An 18247-nucleotide genomic window follows, 5' to 3' on the forward strand; every position below is an offset into this window, starting at 1 on the left:
TTCTGCGCGCTGTCCGTGTCCAAACTGACTGCACCAATAACGCCTACTGGGATGGGCTCTACGTGTTGAGGATGAACAGGAATGATTGAACGCGGTAAATTTCGCTCACTAACGCTGGTCAACTGGAACGGCTTTTTCGCCCGCACCTTCGATCTGGATGAACTGGTTACCACGCTATCCGGCGGTAACGGTGCTGGGAAATCCACCACGATGGCCGCCTTTATTACGGCGCTGATCCCTGACCTGACGCTGTTGCACTTCAGGAACACCACCGAAGCCGGTGCCACCAGCGGTTCGCGCGATAAAGGCCTGCACGGTAAATTGCGCGCCGGCGTCTGCTACTCCACGCTGGATGTCGTCAACTCGCGTCATCAGCGCGTGCTGGTTGGGGTTCGTCTCCAGCAGGTTGCAGGACGCGACCGTAAAGTCGATATCAAACCTTTTACCATTCAGGGATTACCGACGGCGATACAGCCGACGCAAATTCTGACGCAGGTGGTCGGCGATCGTCAGGCGCGCGTGCTCTCATTGCAGGAGCTGAAAGATCGCGTCGAGGAGATGGAAGGCGTTCAGTTCAAGCAGTTTAACTCCATCACCGACTATCACTCGCTGATGTTTGATTTGGGCGTGGTGCCGCGTCGCCTGCGTTCTGCTTCCGATCGCAGTAAGTTCTATCGTCTGATCGAAGCTTCGCTGTACGGCGGTATTTCCAGTGCGATTACTCGCTCGCTGCGTGACTACCTGCTGCCGGAAAATAGCGGCGTGCGTAAAGCGTTTCAGGATATGGAAGCGGCGCTGCGTGAAAACCGCATGACGCTGGAAGCGATTCGCGTTACTCAGTCCGATCGCGATCTGTTTAAGCACCTGATCTCTGAAGCGACGTCCTATGTTGCTGCTGACTACATGCGGCACGCCAATGAGCGCCGTATTCATCTGGATGGGGCGTTGGAACTGCGTCGTGACCTGTTCTCCAGCCGTAAGCAACTGTCGAGCGAGCAATATCGCCATGTAGAAATGGCGCGAGAACTGGCGGAGCAGAGTGGTGCCGAAGGCGATCTGGAAACAGATTATCAGGCGGCCAGCGATCACCTGAATCTGGTGCAGACCGCCATGCGCCAGCAGGAAAAAATCGAGCGCTATAACGCCGACCTGGAAGAATTGAGCTATCGCCTCGAAGAACAGAACGAGGTGGTGGAAGAAGCGCGGGAGCAGCAGGCGGAAAATGAAGAACGCGCCGATGCGACCGAGCTGGAAGTGGATGAGCTGAAAAGCCAGCTTGCCGATTATCAGCAGGCGCTGGACGTGCAGCAAACACGTGCCATTCAGTACCAGCAGGCTCAGCAGGCGCTGGAACGTGCCCGCACGCTGTGTCAGTTGCCAGATTTAACGGCAGACAATGCGGATGAGTGGCTGGACAGCTATCAGGCGAAAGAGCAGGAAGCGACAGAAATTCTGCTGATGCTGGAGCAGAAACTGAGCGTGGCCGATGCGGCGCACGGCCAGTTTGAACAAGCCTATCAACTGGTGACTAAGATTGCCGGTGCGGTGAATCGCAACGAAGCTTGGCAGGTTGCGCGCGATTTGCTGCGTGACAGCTCTTCACAACGCTATCAGGCGGAGCGGGTACAGCCGCTGCGGATGCGTCTGTCTGAGTTGGAACAGCGCCTACGCGAACAGCAGGATGCCGAGCGGTTATTGCAGGATTTCAGCAAACGCAACGGTCAGGATTATCAACCGGAAGAGCTGGAATCCCTCCAGCAAGAACTTGATGCCCGCATCGAAACGCTGTCATCGCTGGTGGCAGAAGCGGGCGAGCGCCGTATGGCGCTACGCCAAGAGCTGGAGCAAACCCAGCAGCGCATTCAGAAGCTGACGGCGCGAGCGCCAGTCTGGCTGGCCGCACAGGAAATGCTGACGCAGTTGAGCGAGCAGAGCGGCGAAACGTTTGAAGATAGCCGTCAGGTAACGGAGTTCATGCAGCAACTGCTGGAGCGCGAGCGTGAAACTACGGTTGAACGTGATGACATCGCCGCCCGCAAACGCCAGATTGAAGCGCAGGTTGAGCGACTCAGCCAGCCTGGCGGTTCAGAAGACCCGCGCCTGAACGCGCTGGCGGAACGTTTTGGCGGCGTGCTGCTGTCTGAAATTTATGATGATGTGACACTGGATGATGCGCCGTACTTCTCGGCGCTTTATGGTCCTTCCCGCCATGCGATTGTGGTGTCCGATCTCTCGCTGGTGCGCGATCAGCTTGCTGGTCTCGAAGACTGTCCTGAAGATCTGTATCTGATCGAGGGGGACCCACAGTCGTTTGATGACAGCGTATTTGCCGTTGACGAGCTGGAACGTGCTGTCGTGGTGAAAGTCGCGGAGCGTCAGTGGCGTTATTCTCGTTTCCCTGAGGTGCCGCTGTTTGGCCGCGCCGCGCGGGAAATGCGCCTGGAAAGCCTGCGTGATGAGCGCGAAGCGCTGGCGGAACAGTACGCAACGCTGTCGTTTGACGTGCAGAAAACGCAGCGCCTGCACCAGTCTTTTGGTCGCTTTATCGGTACCCATCTGGCAGTCGTTTTTGATGACGATCCCGAAGTGGAAATCCGTACGCTCAGTTCCCGTCGCGGCGAGCTGGATCGTGCGATGGCCAGCTTTGATGGCGAAAATCAGCAGCAGCGTCAGCAGTACGAACAAGCGAAAGAAGCCAGCGCACAGCTGAATAAACTGATTCCGCGCATTAGCCTGCTTTGTGATGAGACATTGCAGGATCGCGTGGAAGAGATTCGTGCGGAATTGGATGAAACCGAAGAGTCTGCTCGCTTCATTCAGCAGCACGGTACAACGCTGGCTAAGCTGGAACCGTTGGTTTCTGTCCTGCAAAGCGATCCGCAGCAGCATGAGCAGTTGCAGGAAGATTATACGCAGGCGCAGAACGCACAGCGGCAGGCAAAACAGCAGGCGTTTGCTTTGACTGAGGTGGTGCAGCGTCGCGCGCACTTCAGCTATGCCGATTCGGCTGGAATGCTGGGTGAGAATGCTGGCTTGAATGACAAACTGCGCCATCGTTTGGAACAGGCTGAGGCAGAACGGACAAAAGCACGTGAACAGCTACGTCAGCATCAGGCACAGCTGACGCAGTACAGCCAGGTTCAGGCATCGCTGAAAAGCTCTTACGATGCCAAGCAGGACATGCTGAAGGAACTGACGCAAGAGCTTCAGGATATCGGTGTACGTGCGGACGCTGATGCCGAAGTGCGCGCCCGTCAGCGCCGTGATGAGCTGCATGCGGCATTAAGCACCAACCGCTCGCGGCGTAATCAGTTGGAAAAACAGATTACGTTCTGTGAAGCAGAAATGGACAGTTTGCAGAAGAAACTGCGCAAACTGGAACGTGATTATCACCAGATGCGTGAGCAGGTTGTTACGGCGAAAGCCGGCTGGTGTGCCGTCATGCGTTTGGTGAAAGACAACGGCGTCGAGCGTCGTCTGCACCGTCGTGAACTCGCATATATGGAAGGCGATGAACTGCGTTCCATGTCGGATAAGGCGTTGGGTGCGCTGCGTCTGGCGGTTGCGGATAACGAACATCTGCGCGATGTGTTGCGGCTTTCGGAAGATCCGAAGCGGCCCGAACGCAAAATCCAGTTCTATATCGCCGTTTACCAGCATCTGCGCGAGCGTATCCGTCAGGATATTATTCGCACCGATGATCCGGTAGAAGCCATTGAGCAGATGGAAATCGAGCTTAACCGCCTGACTGAAGAACTGACGGCGCGTGAACAGATGCTGGCCATCAGCTCTCGTAGCGTGGCAAACATCATCCGTAAAACGATCCAGCGTGAGCAGAACCGTATTCGGATGCTGAATCAGGGGCTGCAAGCGGTCGCGTTTGGTCAGGTGAAGAGTGTTCGCCTCAACGTTAACGTGCGCGAAACGCATACCACGCTACTCAACGTGTTGTCCGAACAGCAGGAAATGCATCAGGATCTGTTTAACAGCAACCGTCTGACCTTCTCGGAAGCGTTGGCAAAACTGTATCAGCGCCTGAATCCTGAAATTGATATGGGACAGCGCACGCCGCAAACCATCGGTGAAGAGCTGCTGGATTACCGAAACTATCTTGAAATGGAAGTTGAGGTTAACCGTGGCGCGGATGGCTGGCTGCGAGCAGAAAGTGGGGCGCTGTCGACCGGGGAAGCCATCGGAACCGGGATGTCGATTCTGGTCATGGTGGTACAGAGCTGGGAAGAAGAGTCGAAGCGCCTGCGTGGCAAAGATATTATTCCGTGTCGTCTGCTCTTCCTCGATGAGGCGGCGCGTCTGGATGCCAAGTCGATCGCGACGCTGTTCGAGCTTTGCGATCGTCTGGAAATGCAGCTGGTCATCGCTGCACCGGAAAATATCAGCCCCGAGAAGGGAACCACCTATAAGCTGGTGCGTAAAGTCTACCAGAACAACGAGCACGTCCATGTGGTCGGGCTGCGTGGCTTCGGAACGGAAGCGCCAGAGACACAAGAGCAAGCCTCATAGCGGGGAGCGGTAAATTTTATCGTTGTAAACCTTGCCGCTATTTTCCTCTATAATGATAAAGCCGCTTTTTTAAGCGGCTTTATTTTTTTCGTAAAGCGTTGCGTAAAGGGAATGTTGAATACGAATAGCTTCATCAAACGCGTAAGATAATAACCAGAAGAAGAAGCAAAAATATTTTTCTCTTTATATACTGACGATGAAGCGATTACAGACCGTAGAAGGATTTGCGGTTTTATGTTGCAAGGTGGCGTACCGTAATAACGGACGCGATATAAAAATGATCATATTTCATTCTTTCTCATTTTCTACACAAGAAAACCTAAAGAATGTGCTTACGCCAGTATGACCGTATACGAGCGAATTCGGTTTGTTATTTCCATATCCAACGTGGATTGTCGTGAAAGCATAGTGATTAATGAGTACAGGGGATAAATGGATGTTGTTGTTACATAAACGAAAAATGGTCAGGCTGCTGTTACGCGTGGGTTGTATTTGGGTCGGAAGCCTGTCTCCTTCGTTTTCGGTGCTGGCAGCATCTCCGACGGTGGTATCCGGCTTATCGCAAAGCTCGGGCGTGGTGTCTGTAGAAAATAGCCGTGCAGGGCTTCTGGCCGCGCTGCCGCACGGTATGTCGTTACATTATCTCTCTGATTTATCATCGCTTTATGCCCAACATCAGATGCAACCTATGTGGGCAGATAACCGTGCGGTTCAACAGTTTCAACAACAGCTGGCCGAATTGGCGATAGCTGGCGTACAGCCGCAGTTCACTACGTGGGTAACCTGGCTGACCGATCCGCAATTGACCGGATTTGCGCGTGATGTCGTACTATCGGATGCGATGCTGGGCTATTTGCAGTTCGTCTCGGGTGTAGAACGCAGCGGTAACGACTGGCTGTACAGCAGCGTACCTTACCGTCTGCAATCACCGGCGCTCAATATCGTTGCGCAATGGCAACAGGCCGTGAAATCCGGCACCAGCGCGGCTTATGTCGTTTCGCTGGCACCCCAGCATTCGCAATACGCCAAAATGCATGAAGCGCTGAAGACCATGCTGACGGACAATCGCCCGTGGCCGAGCCTGAATCTGGCGGAGTCTTTGCGCCCGGAACAGCAGAGTCGGGAACTGGCGGTACTGCGTGAAATTCTGCAACGTACTGGCATGCTGTCTTCAACGGAGAGCATTACGCTATTTAACGAAAATACCGCAGTGACGACAGTATCGACAGGACAGGCTCCGCTGGTCGAGGGCGCCGCTATCGACGATCGTTATACTGGCGAACTGGTTGACGCGGTTAAACGCTTCCAGCATTGGCAAGGGCTGGAGGGTGATGGCGTTATTGGTAAGCGTACGCGCGATTGGCTCAATGTGTCCCCGCAAATGCGCGCAACGCTGCTAGCGCTGAATATCCAGCGTCTGCGCCTGTTACCGGACAATGTTCACACCGGTATCATGGTGAACATCCCCAATTATTCACTGATCTATTATCAAGATGGCGCTGAACGCTTATCATCGCGCGTGATTGTTGGGCAGCCTAAACGCAAAACGCCATTGATGAGCAGCTCGCTGTATAACGTCGTGGTCAATCCGCCATGGAATGTTCCTACGACGCTGACTCGGCAGGACATCATTCCGAAAGTGGTGCGCGACCCCGGTTATCTACAGCGCCATGGCTACACGGTGTTGTCCGGCTGGAGTCAGGATGCTGAAGCGATCGATCCTTCCATGATCGATTGGCCGATGGTCTCAGCAGAGCGCTTCCCCTATCGCCTGCGTCAGGCCCCAGGTGCGAATAACTCGCTGGGACGCTACAAATTTAATATGCCGAATTCAGAAGCGATTTATCTGCACGACACGCCTAATCACAATCTATTCCAGCGTGATATCCGTGCGCTGAGCTCCGGCTGCGTGCGGGTTAATAAGGCATCGGAACTGGCTAGCATGCTATTGCAGGATGCGGGATGGAATAATAACCGTATTTCTTCCACGCTGGATCAGGGAAATACCACCTTTGTGTCAATGAAACATCGGATTCCGGTCAACCTCTATTACCTGACCGCGTGGGTGGCCGAAGATGGCAGACCACAGTTCCGAACAGATATTTACAATTATGATGACACCGCTCGTGCCGGGACGAAAGTGCTGTCCAGAGCAGGGCTGTTGCTTCAGTAAGTATTGAAAACACGGGCATTAGCGGTATCGGTATTTTATCGTTTTTGCGGGGGATCGATGCGATCTCCCGCAAACCCGTAAGCAAAGCGGGTTGACTCACTTTTCTCTGGCAGTTAAGGTTCAAGGCGGCACGTTTTGTGCCTCCTTTTATACCGTTCTTTAGCCAGGGTACTTGTTCTATGGATCACATTGACAATCATCGCCGTAAGTGGCTTGCACTGGGTGGTGCCGCGTTGGGTATCGCACTCCTTCCCGGTCAGGCATTTGCGACGTTATCTACACCCCGACCACGAATTTTGACGCTGAACAATCTGAATACCGGAGAGCTGCTGAAAACGGAATTCTTTGATGGCAAACGGTATAACAAGTCAGAACTTTCCCGCCTGAATCACTTTTTCCGCGACTATCGCGCCAATAAAGTCAAAACGATTGATCCTCAACTTTTCGATCAGCTCTATCGCTTACAGGTCATGTTGGGCACCAACAAGCCCGTACAGCTGATTTCTGGTTATCGCGCGATAGATACGAATAACGAATTACGCGCGCATAGCAGAGGTGTGGCAAAGCAGAGCTACCACACGAAAGGGCAGGCGATGGATTTCCATATTGAAGGCGTTCAACTCGCTAACATTCGTAAAGCGGCGATGAAAATGCGTGCCGGCGGCGTTGGCTACTACCCACGCAGTGATTTCGTTCACATCGATACCGGCCCCGTCCGCACCTGGTAATTCGCTACCACAGCGTTAAATTTTTTTCTGATACGGTTCGCTAATGCAGAGTGAACCGCTCAGTTTATTCAACATGGAGTGATATGAAATATCAAATTGTCCCGGTGACGGCATTTAGCCAGAACTGCACATTGTTATGGTGTGAAAAAACGAATGAAGCGGCGATTGTCGATCCCGGTGGCGATGCAGAAAAAATCAAACGTGCCGTCGCGGATGCAGGCATTTCAGTTAAGCAGATTCTATTGACGCACGGCCATCTGGATCATGTGGGTGCAGCGGCGGAATTGGCCGAGCACTATCAGGTATCGATTATTGGTCCACAGATTGAAGATGCTTTTTGGTTAGAAGGGCTGCCGGCACAGAGCCGTATGTTTGGTCTGGAAGAATGCGCGCCGCTGACGCCATCGCGTTGGCTACAGGAAGGTGATGAGGTTAGCGTGGGCGAGACAACGCTGGCGGTTTTCCACTGCCCAGGCCATACACCGGGCCACATTGTTTTCTTTGATGCAGAATCGAGCCTGGCACAGGTAGGCGATGTTATTTTCAACGGTGGCGTAGGGCGTACCGATTTCCCACAGGGGGATCATCAGGCGTTGATTGCGTCTATCAAAAATAAGCTGCTGCCGCTGGGTGACGATGTGACGTTTATTCCAGGACATGGCCCGATGTCGACGTTAGGACATGAACGCAAGACCAACCCTTTCCTGCGTGAAGATGCCGCGATTTGGTAATTTCTGTACTCTTTTATCAGTAAATGACAGGAATTTATCAATAAAAGGTAGAAATGAAAAAGCCGACACAGTGTGTCGGCTTTTTTAATCGCAGAACGATTAGAGTACGGCAACAATCGCTTCGCAGAGTGGAGCCATGTTTTCCGGCGTCATTCCTGCAACGTTGATACGGCCAGAATTCACCGCGTAAACGCCGAATTCATCACGCAGACGCAGAACCTGCTCTTTGGTCAAGCCACTGAATGAGAACATCCCATTCTGGTTGATGATGAAGGAGAAATCCTGATTTGCCCCTTTTTCCTGCAAGGTATTCACGAACAGCTGACGCATGCGTTGAATACGCTCACGCATCGCCGTTAATTCCTGTTCCCAGACGGCTTTCAGTGCATCGTTGCCCAGAATGGTCGCAACAACGGTTGCGCCGTGTGACGGTGGGTTGGAGTAGTTTGCACGAATAGCCGCTTTCACCTGGCTGAATGCGGTGTCTGCTGTTGCGGCATCTGCAGCAACCAGCGTGCAGGCACCGACGCGCTCATTGTACAAACCGAAGTTTTTAGAGTACGAGCTGCATACGATCAGTTCATCGTGCTTCGCGGCGAAGAGTCGCAGGCCTTCCGCATCTTCTTCGAGCCCACGAGCAAAGCCCTGATAGGCGAAGTCAAACAGCGGCAGCCAGCCTTTTGCTACAGACAGTTCGGCCAACGTAGCCCACTGCTCAGCGGTAGGATCGATACCGGTTGGGTTGTGGCAACAGCCGTGGAACAGCACCACGTCACCGGCTTGTGCGGCATTCAGGCTGTTCAGCAGGCCATCAAAATCCAGCGCGTGGTTCGCGGCATCGTAGTAGTCATACTGACATACTTCCAAACCGACAGCAGAGAAGACGTTATTGTGATTTGGCCAGGTTGGATTGCTGATCCAAATGCGTTTTGCAGACGTTTGATTTGCAATGAAATCAGCGGCTACGCGCAACGCACCTGTTCCGCCTGGCGTTTGCGCCGTGCGGGCACGTTTGTCGGCAATGATGGCATTCTGCTTGCCAAACAACAGCTCCTGCGTGCACTGACCGAATGCTGGCAGACCGTCAATGCCCAGATAATTTTTGGTGGTTTCATTTTCCAGCAGATAGTGTTCTGCTTTTTTTACGCTGGTCAGAACCGGAGTTTTACCGGTTTCATCTTTATAGACACCAATACCCAGATTGATTTTATTCGCGCGGTCATCGGCGCGGAAAAGATCGGTCAGCCCGAGAATAGGATCGGCCGGTGCGGCAGAGATATTTTCAAACATTGCCAGAATGTTCCATAACTGAGATGAAATAAGAATTCTCAGAGTACCGTCAGTAAAAGGCTTTGCCAACCGTTGATGTCAAAAAGAAAGGGAAATAACAGGGAGAAGGAGAGAGACGAAATAAAAGACTGGTTAGGCGAGAATAATTGGCGCAGCGTGGCGTAAAGCAGAAACAGAAAATGCGGGAGAGCGTTTTTCAACGTTGCAGGCGACGGTTCGTAAAAGTGGAGAGCTATCGCTACCCAGCACGCAATAAAAAAGACAGAGCCGAAGCCCTGTCTTTTCATGCAATACGAACGATTAACTCGTTACGTTATGCAATGCCAACTTAGAACTGGTAAACAACACCCACGTTCACGATATCGTTGTTTTCGATACCATAATTGTTGTTTTTGTCCAACAGGCTAATGTCGTATTCAGCGTAAGTAGAGAAGTTCTTGTTGAATGCATAGGTTGCACCAATGCTTGCATACTTAACGCCATAGTCGTTTACAACATTGCTGATTTTGTCTTTACGAGAAACGTAAGCAATTGTCGGAGTCAGGCCGAAATCAAAGTTGTACTGTGCAACCACTTCGAAGATTTTGCTCTCATCAGCAATAACGCCATCGATTGGTGCATAGAAATTACGAGCTTCGCCGTAAGTGGCTGCAACGTAGATGTTATTTGCATCGTATTTCAGGCCTGTTGACCATACGTCTGCACGATCACCACCAGCAGTTGATGCACGTTGAGCAGCGGTACGCTCATAAGAGCCGTAAGAAGCAACCGCGCCTACGCCGAAATCAGTATCATAAGACAGAGACGTCGCCCACGCATCGCCGTGATTGCGTTCGATGTTCTTGCCAGTTGCGCTAACGGTAGAAGAAGTATCGTCTTTAGCAACGTATTGCAGACCGAAACCTAAGCCGTCAACCAGACCAAAGAAGTTAGAGGTGTTATAAGTTGCGGCGTTACCGATACGGCCAGTCAGGGTATCGGTGATGCTGCTGTCACCGCCGTTTTCCGGCAGCACGTCGGTATAAGCCATACCGTTATAAGCTACGCCTGTGTTACGGCCGTAGTCGAAAGAACCGAAATCACCAAATTTCAGACCAGCAAACGCTTTACGGGTTTTTCCTGCGCTGCCATTGCTATCTTCGGCTTTCTTGGCATCGAATTGGTATTCGAAAGTACCGTAACCAGTCAGATCGTTGTTGATCTGAGTCTGTCCTTTAAAGCCCAGACGTGCATAGGTATTGTCTTCGTTGTCTGTGTCTTGGTTATTGAAAGTATAACCAGCATGTACACGACCATTCAGATCCAGCTTGTTGGCGTCTTTATTATAGATTTCTGCTGCGTTGGCTGTGCCTGCGACTAACAGAGCTGGGATTACTACTGCAAGAATGTTGCGTTTCATCATTATTACCCTCATTGGTGTTATTTAGACACCTGCCACTGCCATAAATAATTCTTTACGGAACTATTCCTGAAAGTTTGGTGTCTTCCTGTGTCTGAACGCAGTTTTCCATTCACTCGCCAGTTAATCCACCCTAAAGATGCTACAAAGTTCGCAATCGAGTAACAAATGGAAATAATGTGTATCTAAATGTAAAATTCAGGGAACTTTGTGAGACATAACAAAAATTAAAAAAAAAGAGCCGGGAAACCCGACTCTTCTTTTCTACATATTTGTTTTACTTATATTAAATTTTTATTTAGAAACTGGCGTTCCGTGGTGTGCGTGGGAAAGGAATAACATCGCGCACATTTTGTACACCGGTAACATAGGCAATCAATCGTTCAAAACCTAAACCGAAACCGGAATGTGGAATGGTGCCGTAACGACGTAAATCACGATACCACCAGTAGTCTTCTTTATTCAGTCCCATCTCTTCCAGACGGCTATCCAACTGAGCCAGACGCTCTTCACGCTGAGAGCCACCGATGATTTCACCAATTCCCGGTGCCAGAACATCCATTGCAGCAACGGTCTTACCGTCTTCATTCATGCGCATGTAGAAGGCTTTGATGTCTTTCGGGTAGTTTTTAACGACAACCGGTGCTTTGAAGTGTTGCTCCGCCAGATAACGCTCGTGTTCGGAGGAGAGGTCAACGCCCCAGTAAACTGGGTTCTCGAACTGCTGCCCACAATTCAGCAGGATCTCGACAGCGTCGGTGTAGTCCACCTGTGCGAAATCGGAACTGACGAATTTCTCCAGTCGAGTGATGGCTTCTTTATCAACGCGCTCAGCAAAGAACGCCATATCATCGGCACGTTCGTTCAGGACGGCCTGGAAAACATATTTCAGCAGGTTTTCGGCCAACGCCGCGACGTCATCCAAAGAGGCGAAGGCGACTTCCGGTTCGATCATCCAAAACTCAGCCAGATGGCGGCTGGTGTTAGAGTTTTCCGCACGGAACGTTGGGCCAAAGGTATAGACGTTGGACAGCGCACAGGCATAGGTTTCGCCATTCAGTTGACCGGATACAGTCAGGAACGCTTCTTTACCGAAGAAATCTTCGCTGAAATCCACTTTACCTTGTTCGGTACGCGGCAGATTTTCCAGATCGAGAGTAGAAACGCGGAACATTTCACCCGCGCCTTCGGTATCCGATGCGGTAATCAGCGGGGTAGATACCCAGAAGTAACCGTTCTCGTGGAAGAAGCGGTGAATCGCCTGCGCCAGCGTATGGCGAACGCGCGCAACGGCACCGATCAGATTCGTGCGTGGACGCAGGTGCGCCACTTCACGCAGATATTCGATGCTGTGACGCTTTGCCGCCATCGGGTAGGTATCAGGATCGTCAACCCAGCCGACAACATTGACGTTGGTGGCTTGCAGTTCGAAGCTCTGGCCTTCACCTGGAGACGCGACGACGTTACCGGTGATTTCAACGGAGCAGCCGGTAGTCAGGTGCAGTACGTCATCCTGATAATTGGAGAGATTATTATTAACGACAGCCTGTAATGGATTAAAGCAGGAGCCGTCATAAACGGCGATAAAGGAGATACCGGCTTTAGAATCTCTCCGGGTACGTACCCAGCCGCGCACGGTGACTTCGCTGTCAACGGCGACACGGCCTTGCAGTACATCGACTACAGGCACTACGCTCATAAAATTCTCTCTTTAATTAATCGTGTTTAAGAAAAATATCGTGGTTAAAACGCTAAATGGCCCAATCCGAGCCATTTGCTATGTTACTTGCGATGCAACAGGACACAAGCAGAAATCACCGGAATGGCGCGAAGTTTTCGCTCATGCGGGTGAATCTGCTGCAAAGTTGGTCAATACCCGTCATCCTTCAAGTTGCATGTGCGTTGGCTGCGTTCAAATACTCGGCCCATCGTGGGCCTCGCCCTGAAGGGCCGCTGCAAGCAGCGTTCAAATCTGCTCCCGGCAGATTTGTCACCCGAATCACTTACCTGAGTAAGCTCATCGGGATTCCTTCTCTTGCCGCCTGCCTGAAACTCGAATTATTTAGGGTATTAGGGGATAAGAGGGACGTTTCAACTGGCCTTTTTCACGCGGGGCAGGTCAAACGCTTTACGCAACTCACACACGAAGTTCTGATCCTGGCAGATAGTTTTCCCTGGGCTATCGGAGAGTTTTGCCACCGGCTTGCCATTACATTCCACCAGCTTGATCACGATATTCAGCGGTTTCACGCCGGGGATATCACACGTCAGGCGCGTGCCGATACCAAATACCAGATTCACGCGCTGCCCGAAATGACGATACAGCGTCAGCGCTTTATCCAGATTCAGGTTGTCGGAGAAGACCAGCGTTTTGCTCATCGGATCGATGTTCAGGCGCTGATAATGCGCAATGGCTTTTTCGCCCCAATCGACCGGATCGCCAGAATCGTGGCGCAGCCCCTGATAGGCTTCGGCGAACGGCAAATCGAAATCGCGCAGGAAGGCATCCATAGTGATGCAGTCGGTCAACGCAATACCCAAATGTGTGGGATATTCCCGTAGCCACATTTGTAGCGCGGCGCGCTGGCTGTTTGCCAGCGTCGGACTAATCTGCTGATGTGCCTGAAACCACTCGTGCGCCTGCGTACCGACAGGCGTGATATCCAAACGGCGTGCCAGATCGTAATTGCTGGTGCCGATGAGATAAGGGAAGTCGGCTCGTAGCGTCGTAACAATCGTCTGCTGGACATCACGAGAGAAACGCCGGCGCGTGCCGAAATCCATTAGCTTGAATTGGCTGAGATCCACATCCGCGCTGTTCTGGCGGAAGCTCTCGAGTGAGGCTGACAGTTGGGCAAGCGCCTGCTCAGTCGTGACGTTGGGCGAGCGATCGCGATGCACGACTTCACTGATCACGGCCAGCAAGGGAACTTCCCACAAAATCACTTCACGCCATGGCCCAGTGATGCGGATATCCAGCTTGCCAGCATGATTCTTGATCGAAACCTGCTGCGGATTAAAACGGAAGTCCTGCAGCCAGTGGAGATAATCGGGCTTAAAGAACGGCAGAGAAGAAAGATAGGTGAACTCATCGTCACTTAATGACAAGAAACGCATCAGATCGACCTGATGCGCTATCTCATCAGCGTAAGTGCCTAATAACTCATCACCGCGACAGCGAAATTCAGCCGCAACGTCGACATCATAATAGTGATGATACACCGCCTGTTGCATGTGCAGCTTGTAGGCATCGGTATCCAGCAATGAGTGCAGAATCGGGGAAGTGTGCAAAGTCATAATGCGTTACAGCATCCTTGTAAGATGCCTATCCACCATTGGGACAATCAGCAATGTTCGGCCAGTATACCTTGATTATCCGTTTATTACATTACGACAACATAGCGAGACGTGCGGGAGTGAACCGCGATACGATGATTATCCTCATTATTTTGTCGTGGTAACATTAAGATAACAGGCTTAGACTTGATCTTTGATGCTTATGACGAGGTGGAAACTTTATATGAATCAACAGCCGCAAATAAAATATCGCCATGACTACCGTGCGCCGGATTACACCATTACTGATATTGCACTGGATTTCGATCTCCATGCTGAAAAAACTCACGTAAAAGCCGTTAGTCAGGTGGTGCTGCAGGGGGACGCTGGCGCGCCGTTGAAGCTGGATGGCGAAGGGCTGAAACTGATTAGCCTGAGCGTTGATGGTCAGCCGTGGACACATTACCAGCAGCAGGACGATGGCCTGATTCTGACGCAATTACCCGCACGTTTTACGCTCAGCATTGAAACGGAAATCAATCCTGCCGCCAATAGCGCGCTGGAAGGGTTATACCTTTCTGGCGATGCGCTCTGTACGCAGTGTGAGGCCGAAGGGTTCCGCCACATTACCTATTATCTCGACCGACCGGACGTGTTGGCGAAATTCACGACGCGCATCATCGCGGATAAAGCTCGCTATCCTTATTTACTCTCTAACGGCAATCGTATCGCGCAAGGAGAGCTGGAAGGCGGCCGCCACTGGATTGAATGGCAGGATCCCTTCCCGAAACCGGCTTATCTGTTCGCGCTGGTTGCTGGCGACTTTGATGTCCTTCAGGATCGCTTCACGACACGTTCTGGTCGCGATGTGGCGCTGGAGCTGTATGTTGACCGTGGCAACCTCGATCGTGCCGGCTGGGCGATGACTTCGCTGAAGAATTCAATGAAGTGGGACGAAGAACGTTTCGGTCTGGAATACGATCTCGACATCTATATGATCGTCGCCGTTGATTTCTTCAACATGGGGGCGATGGAAAACAAAGGGCTGAACGTATTCAACTCTAAATACGTGCTGGCCAAGGCAGAAACTGCGACGGATAAAGACTATCTGAATATTGAAGCGGTGATCGGCCATGAATATTTCCACAACTGGACAGGCAACCGCGTCACCTGCCGCGATTGGTTCCAGCTTAGCCTGAAAGAAGGGCTGACGGTGTTCCGCGATCAGGAGTTCAGCTCCGATTTGGGTTCGCGTCCGGTGAACCGTATTGATAACGTGCGCGTGATGCGCGGTGCGCAGTTTGCTGAAGATGCCAGCCCGATGTCGCATCCGATTCGTCCCGATCAGGTGATCGAGATGAATAACTTCTACACGCTGACGGTCTATGAAAAGGGATCGGAAGTGATCCGCATGATGCACACTTTATTAGGTGAAGAAGGCTTCCAGGCCGGTATTCGTCTGTATTTTGAGCGTCACGACGGTAGCGCGGCGACCTGTGATGACTTTGTGCTGGCGATGGAAGAGGCTTCCGGAGTCGATCTCACGCAGTTCCGTCGCTGGTATAGCCAGTCGGGCACGCCGGTGCTGACTGTGCGTGATGATTACGATCCGCAGACGCAACAATATCTGCTGAGTGTGAGCCAAACGACCCCAGTCGGTGCCGATAAACAGCCGAAGCTACCGCTGCACATTCCGTTGGATATCGAACTGTACGATCCGCAAGGGAAGGTCATTCCGCTACAGAAAGACGGCCAACTGCTGGCGTCGGTGCTTAATGTGACCGAATCTGAACAGACGTTCATTTTCGATCAGGTGCCTTGCCGTCCGATTCCTTCTTTATTACGTGAGTTCTCTGCACCGGTAAAACTGAACTATGCGTGGAGCGATGAGCAGCTGACATTCCTGATGCGCTACGCCAGCAATGCGTTCTCGCGTTGGGATGCTGCACAGAGCCTGCTGGCTAACTATATCCGTCTGAACGTTTCCCGCTATCAGCAGAAACAGCCGCTTTCTGTGCCGATGCATGTTGTGGATGCTTTCCGTGGCGTGTTGCTGGATGAAAAGCTGGATCCGATGCTGGCTTCTCAGATTCTGACATTGCCGAGCGAAAACGAGATTGCTGAGCTGTTTGACATCATCGATCCGACGGCGATCGCTGCCGTGCGTGAGAGTATGACGCGTACGATGGCGAAAGAGATGGCGGATGAGTGGCTGGCGGTATACCACGCGAATCATGCGCCGCAATATCGTATCGAACACGCAGATATGGGTAAACGCGCGTTACGCAACGTCTGCCTGCATTATCTGGCATTCAACGATGCCGATCAGGCGGATAAACTGGTGCAAGCGCAGTTCCGTCAGGCGGATAATATGACAGATTCGCTGGCGGCGTTGTCGGCGGCGGTTGAGGCTCAACTGCCGGTGCGTGATGACCTGCTGACGCAGTTTGATAACCGCTGGCATCAGGATGGTTTGGTCATGGATAAATGGTTTGTGCTGCAAGCCACCAGCCCGGCAGCCGATGTACTGACCCGTGTGCGTGAGCTGCTACAGCACCGTTCATTCAGCCTGAACAACCCTAACCGCCTGCGTTCGCTGGTGGGAGCGTTTGCGGCCGCTAATCCGTCGGCGTTCCATGCTGAAGACGGCAGCGGCTATCGCTTCCTGACGGAGATCCTGAGCGACTTGAACACCCGTAACCCGCAGGTCGCGGCGCGGGTGATCGAACCGTTGATCCGCTTGAAACGCTATGATGCTAAACGTCAGGCGCAAATGCGTCAGGCGCTGGAGCAACTGAAGACGTTGGAAAATCTGTCTGGCGATCTGTTCGAGAAGATCAGCAAGGCACTGCAAGACTAATCCTGCCACGCGATTAGCACAGCCACACGCGGTATCCTGCCGCGTGTGGCGATAATTCCCGCATCACGATCTCCGGTTCCCGCAAACGTTTTACTTTCCGCAAAGATGGAATTACCATCACCGACCGTGAGTTAAACCGTAATCCACTATTGCTTACTTCCAGCGTAGGCAAGATACCTTTGCGATAGGGATCTCAGGAGACAATATGTTCTATCCCGTTATCAAAAAAGCCCTGTTTCAGCTCGATCCAGAGCGAGCACATGAGCTGACCTTCCAACAATTACGCCGTATTACCAACACGCCTTTTGAATTTCTCGTCCGCCAATCCGTTCCGACTAAACCCGTTACCTGCATGGGATTATCTTTTAAAAACCCACTCGGTCTGGCGGCGGGATTAGATAAAGACGGTGAATGTATTGATGCGTTAGGCGCAATGGGATTTGGTTTTATTGAAGTGGGGACGGTAACGCCGCGTCCACAATCCGGTAATGACAAACCAAGATTATTCCGCGTAGTGGAAGCGGAAGGATTGATCAACCGGATGGGTTTCAATAATAAAGGCGTGGATTATCTGGTCGAGAATGTAAAGAAAACACGTTTTGGCGGTGTATTAGGGATCAACATCGGCAAGAATAAAGACACGCCGGTTGAGCAAGGTAAAGACGATTATTTGATCTGCATGGATAAGGTTTATCCTCACGCAGGCTATATCGCGATCAACATTTCGTCACCGAATACGCCGGGATTACGCAGCCTGCAATATGGTGAAGCGTTGGACGATCTTTTGCTGGCGATAAAGAACAAGCAGACGGAATTAAAAGATAAGCATCAGAAATATGTTCCCGTGGCGGTAAAGATCGCGCCGGATCTTTCTGAAGAAGAATTGATCCAAATTGCCGACAGTTTGGTTCGCCATAACATCGACGGTGTGATTGCAACCAATACGACGCTCGACAGAAAACTGATTCAGGGATTAAACCACTGCGGGCAAACCGGGGGATTAAGTGGACGTCCGTTGCAGACAAGCAGCACGGAAATTATCCGCCGTTTGTCACAGGAATTAGCGGGACGTTTGCCGATTATTGGCGTCGGCGGAATTGATTCTTTGGTCGCCGCACGCGAAAAAATGGAAGCTGGCGCGTCGCTGGTACAGATATATTCAGGCTTTATTTTCCACGGTCCACGCCTGATTAAAGATATCGTTACACATATTTAATCCGAAATGCCTTTCATTTTTAGCTGGGGGTTTATTTATCCCCCGGCTAGTCT

At 51.8% G+C, this 18247-nt stretch carries 10 protein-coding genes; 6 read left to right on the forward strand and 4 right to left on the reverse strand.

Going from position 1 to position 18247, the window contains the following annotated elements; genetic code table 11:
- Positions 1-81 precede the first annotated feature (81 nt).
- The 4 genes from mukB to BJJ97_RS14445 all read left to right on the forward strand — a co-directional run bounded on the left by mukB (position 82) and on the right by BJJ97_RS14445 (position 8153).
- The gene (gene mukB, locus BJJ97_RS14430) at positions 82-4521 is read left to right on the forward strand and encodes a chromosome partition protein MukB (protein WP_095994383.1); all 4440 of its coding nucleotides are present in this window, start codon (positions 82-84) and stop codon (positions 4519-4521) included.
- A 436-nt stretch (positions 4522-4957) separates the two neighbouring features.
- Positions 4958-6694 carry a L,D-transpeptidase gene (ldtD, locus tag BJJ97_RS14435; protein ID WP_095994384.1) on the forward strand — a complete coding sequence of 579 codons (1737 nt, stop codon included), beginning with the start codon at positions 4958-4960 and terminating at the stop codon, positions 6692-6694.
- A gap of 179 nt (positions 6695-6873) precedes the next feature.
- A complete protein-coding gene (locus BJJ97_RS14440; RefSeq protein WP_039481274.1) occupies positions 6874-7422 on the forward strand; it encodes a YcbK family protein in 549 nt (182 codons plus the stop codon).
- Positions 7423-7505: 83 nt separating this feature from the next.
- Positions 7506-8153: an MBL fold metallo-hydrolase gene (locus tag BJJ97_RS14445; protein WP_095994385.1), complete on the forward strand. Its 648-nt coding sequence runs from the start codon at positions 7506-7508 to the stop codon at positions 8151-8153.
- Positions 8154-8252: 99 nt separating this feature from the next.
- On the opposite strand, the gene BJJ97_RS14450 is transcribed toward BJJ97_RS14445, so the two are convergent.
- The 4 genes from BJJ97_RS14450 to pncB form a co-directional block, all read right to left on the reverse strand.
- Positions 8253-9443 carry an amino acid aminotransferase gene (locus tag BJJ97_RS14450; protein ID WP_095994386.1) on the reverse strand — a complete coding sequence of 397 codons (1191 nt, stop codon included), beginning with the start codon at positions 9441-9443 and terminating at the stop codon, positions 8253-8255.
- Between the two features lie 328 nt (positions 9444-9771).
- Positions 9772-10845, reverse strand: coding sequence for a porin (locus BJJ97_RS14455; protein WP_095994387.1), 1074 nt, complete (start codon positions 10843-10845; stop codon positions 9772-9774).
- A gap of 295 nt (positions 10846-11140) precedes the next feature.
- Positions 11141-12541: an asparagine--tRNA ligase gene (gene asnS / locus BJJ97_RS14460; RefSeq protein ID WP_095994388.1), complete on the reverse strand. Its 1401-nt coding sequence runs from the start codon at positions 12539-12541 to the stop codon at positions 11141-11143.
- A 392-nt stretch (positions 12542-12933) separates the two neighbouring features.
- Complete coding sequence (gene pncB, locus BJJ97_RS14465) at positions 12934-14139, reverse strand: nicotinate phosphoribosyltransferase (protein ID WP_095994389.1); 1206 nt, start codon at positions 14137-14139, stop codon at positions 12934-12936.
- Between the two features lie 223 nt (positions 14140-14362).
- Here pncB and pepN point away from each other — a divergent pair, with 223 nt between their 5' ends.
- Together pepN and pyrD are read left to right on the forward strand one after the other, a co-directional pair.
- Positions 14363-16978 carry an aminopeptidase N gene (pepN, locus tag BJJ97_RS14470; protein WP_095994390.1) on the forward strand — a complete coding sequence of 872 codons (2616 nt, stop codon included), beginning with the start codon at positions 14363-14365 and terminating at the stop codon, positions 16976-16978.
- Between the two features lie 205 nt (positions 16979-17183).
- Positions 17184-18194: a quinone-dependent dihydroorotate dehydrogenase gene (gene pyrD, locus BJJ97_RS14475; RefSeq protein ID WP_095699274.1), complete on the forward strand. Its 1011-nt coding sequence runs from the start codon at positions 17184-17186 to the stop codon at positions 18192-18194.
- The last annotated feature ends 53 nt before the right edge of the window (positions 18195-18247 follow it).

Origin of the sequence: Pectobacterium polaris (assembly GCF_002307355.1) — a bacterium.
In the GTDB taxonomy this organism is placed as follows: domain Bacteria; phylum Pseudomonadota; class Gammaproteobacteria; order Enterobacterales; family Enterobacteriaceae; genus Pectobacterium; species Pectobacterium polare.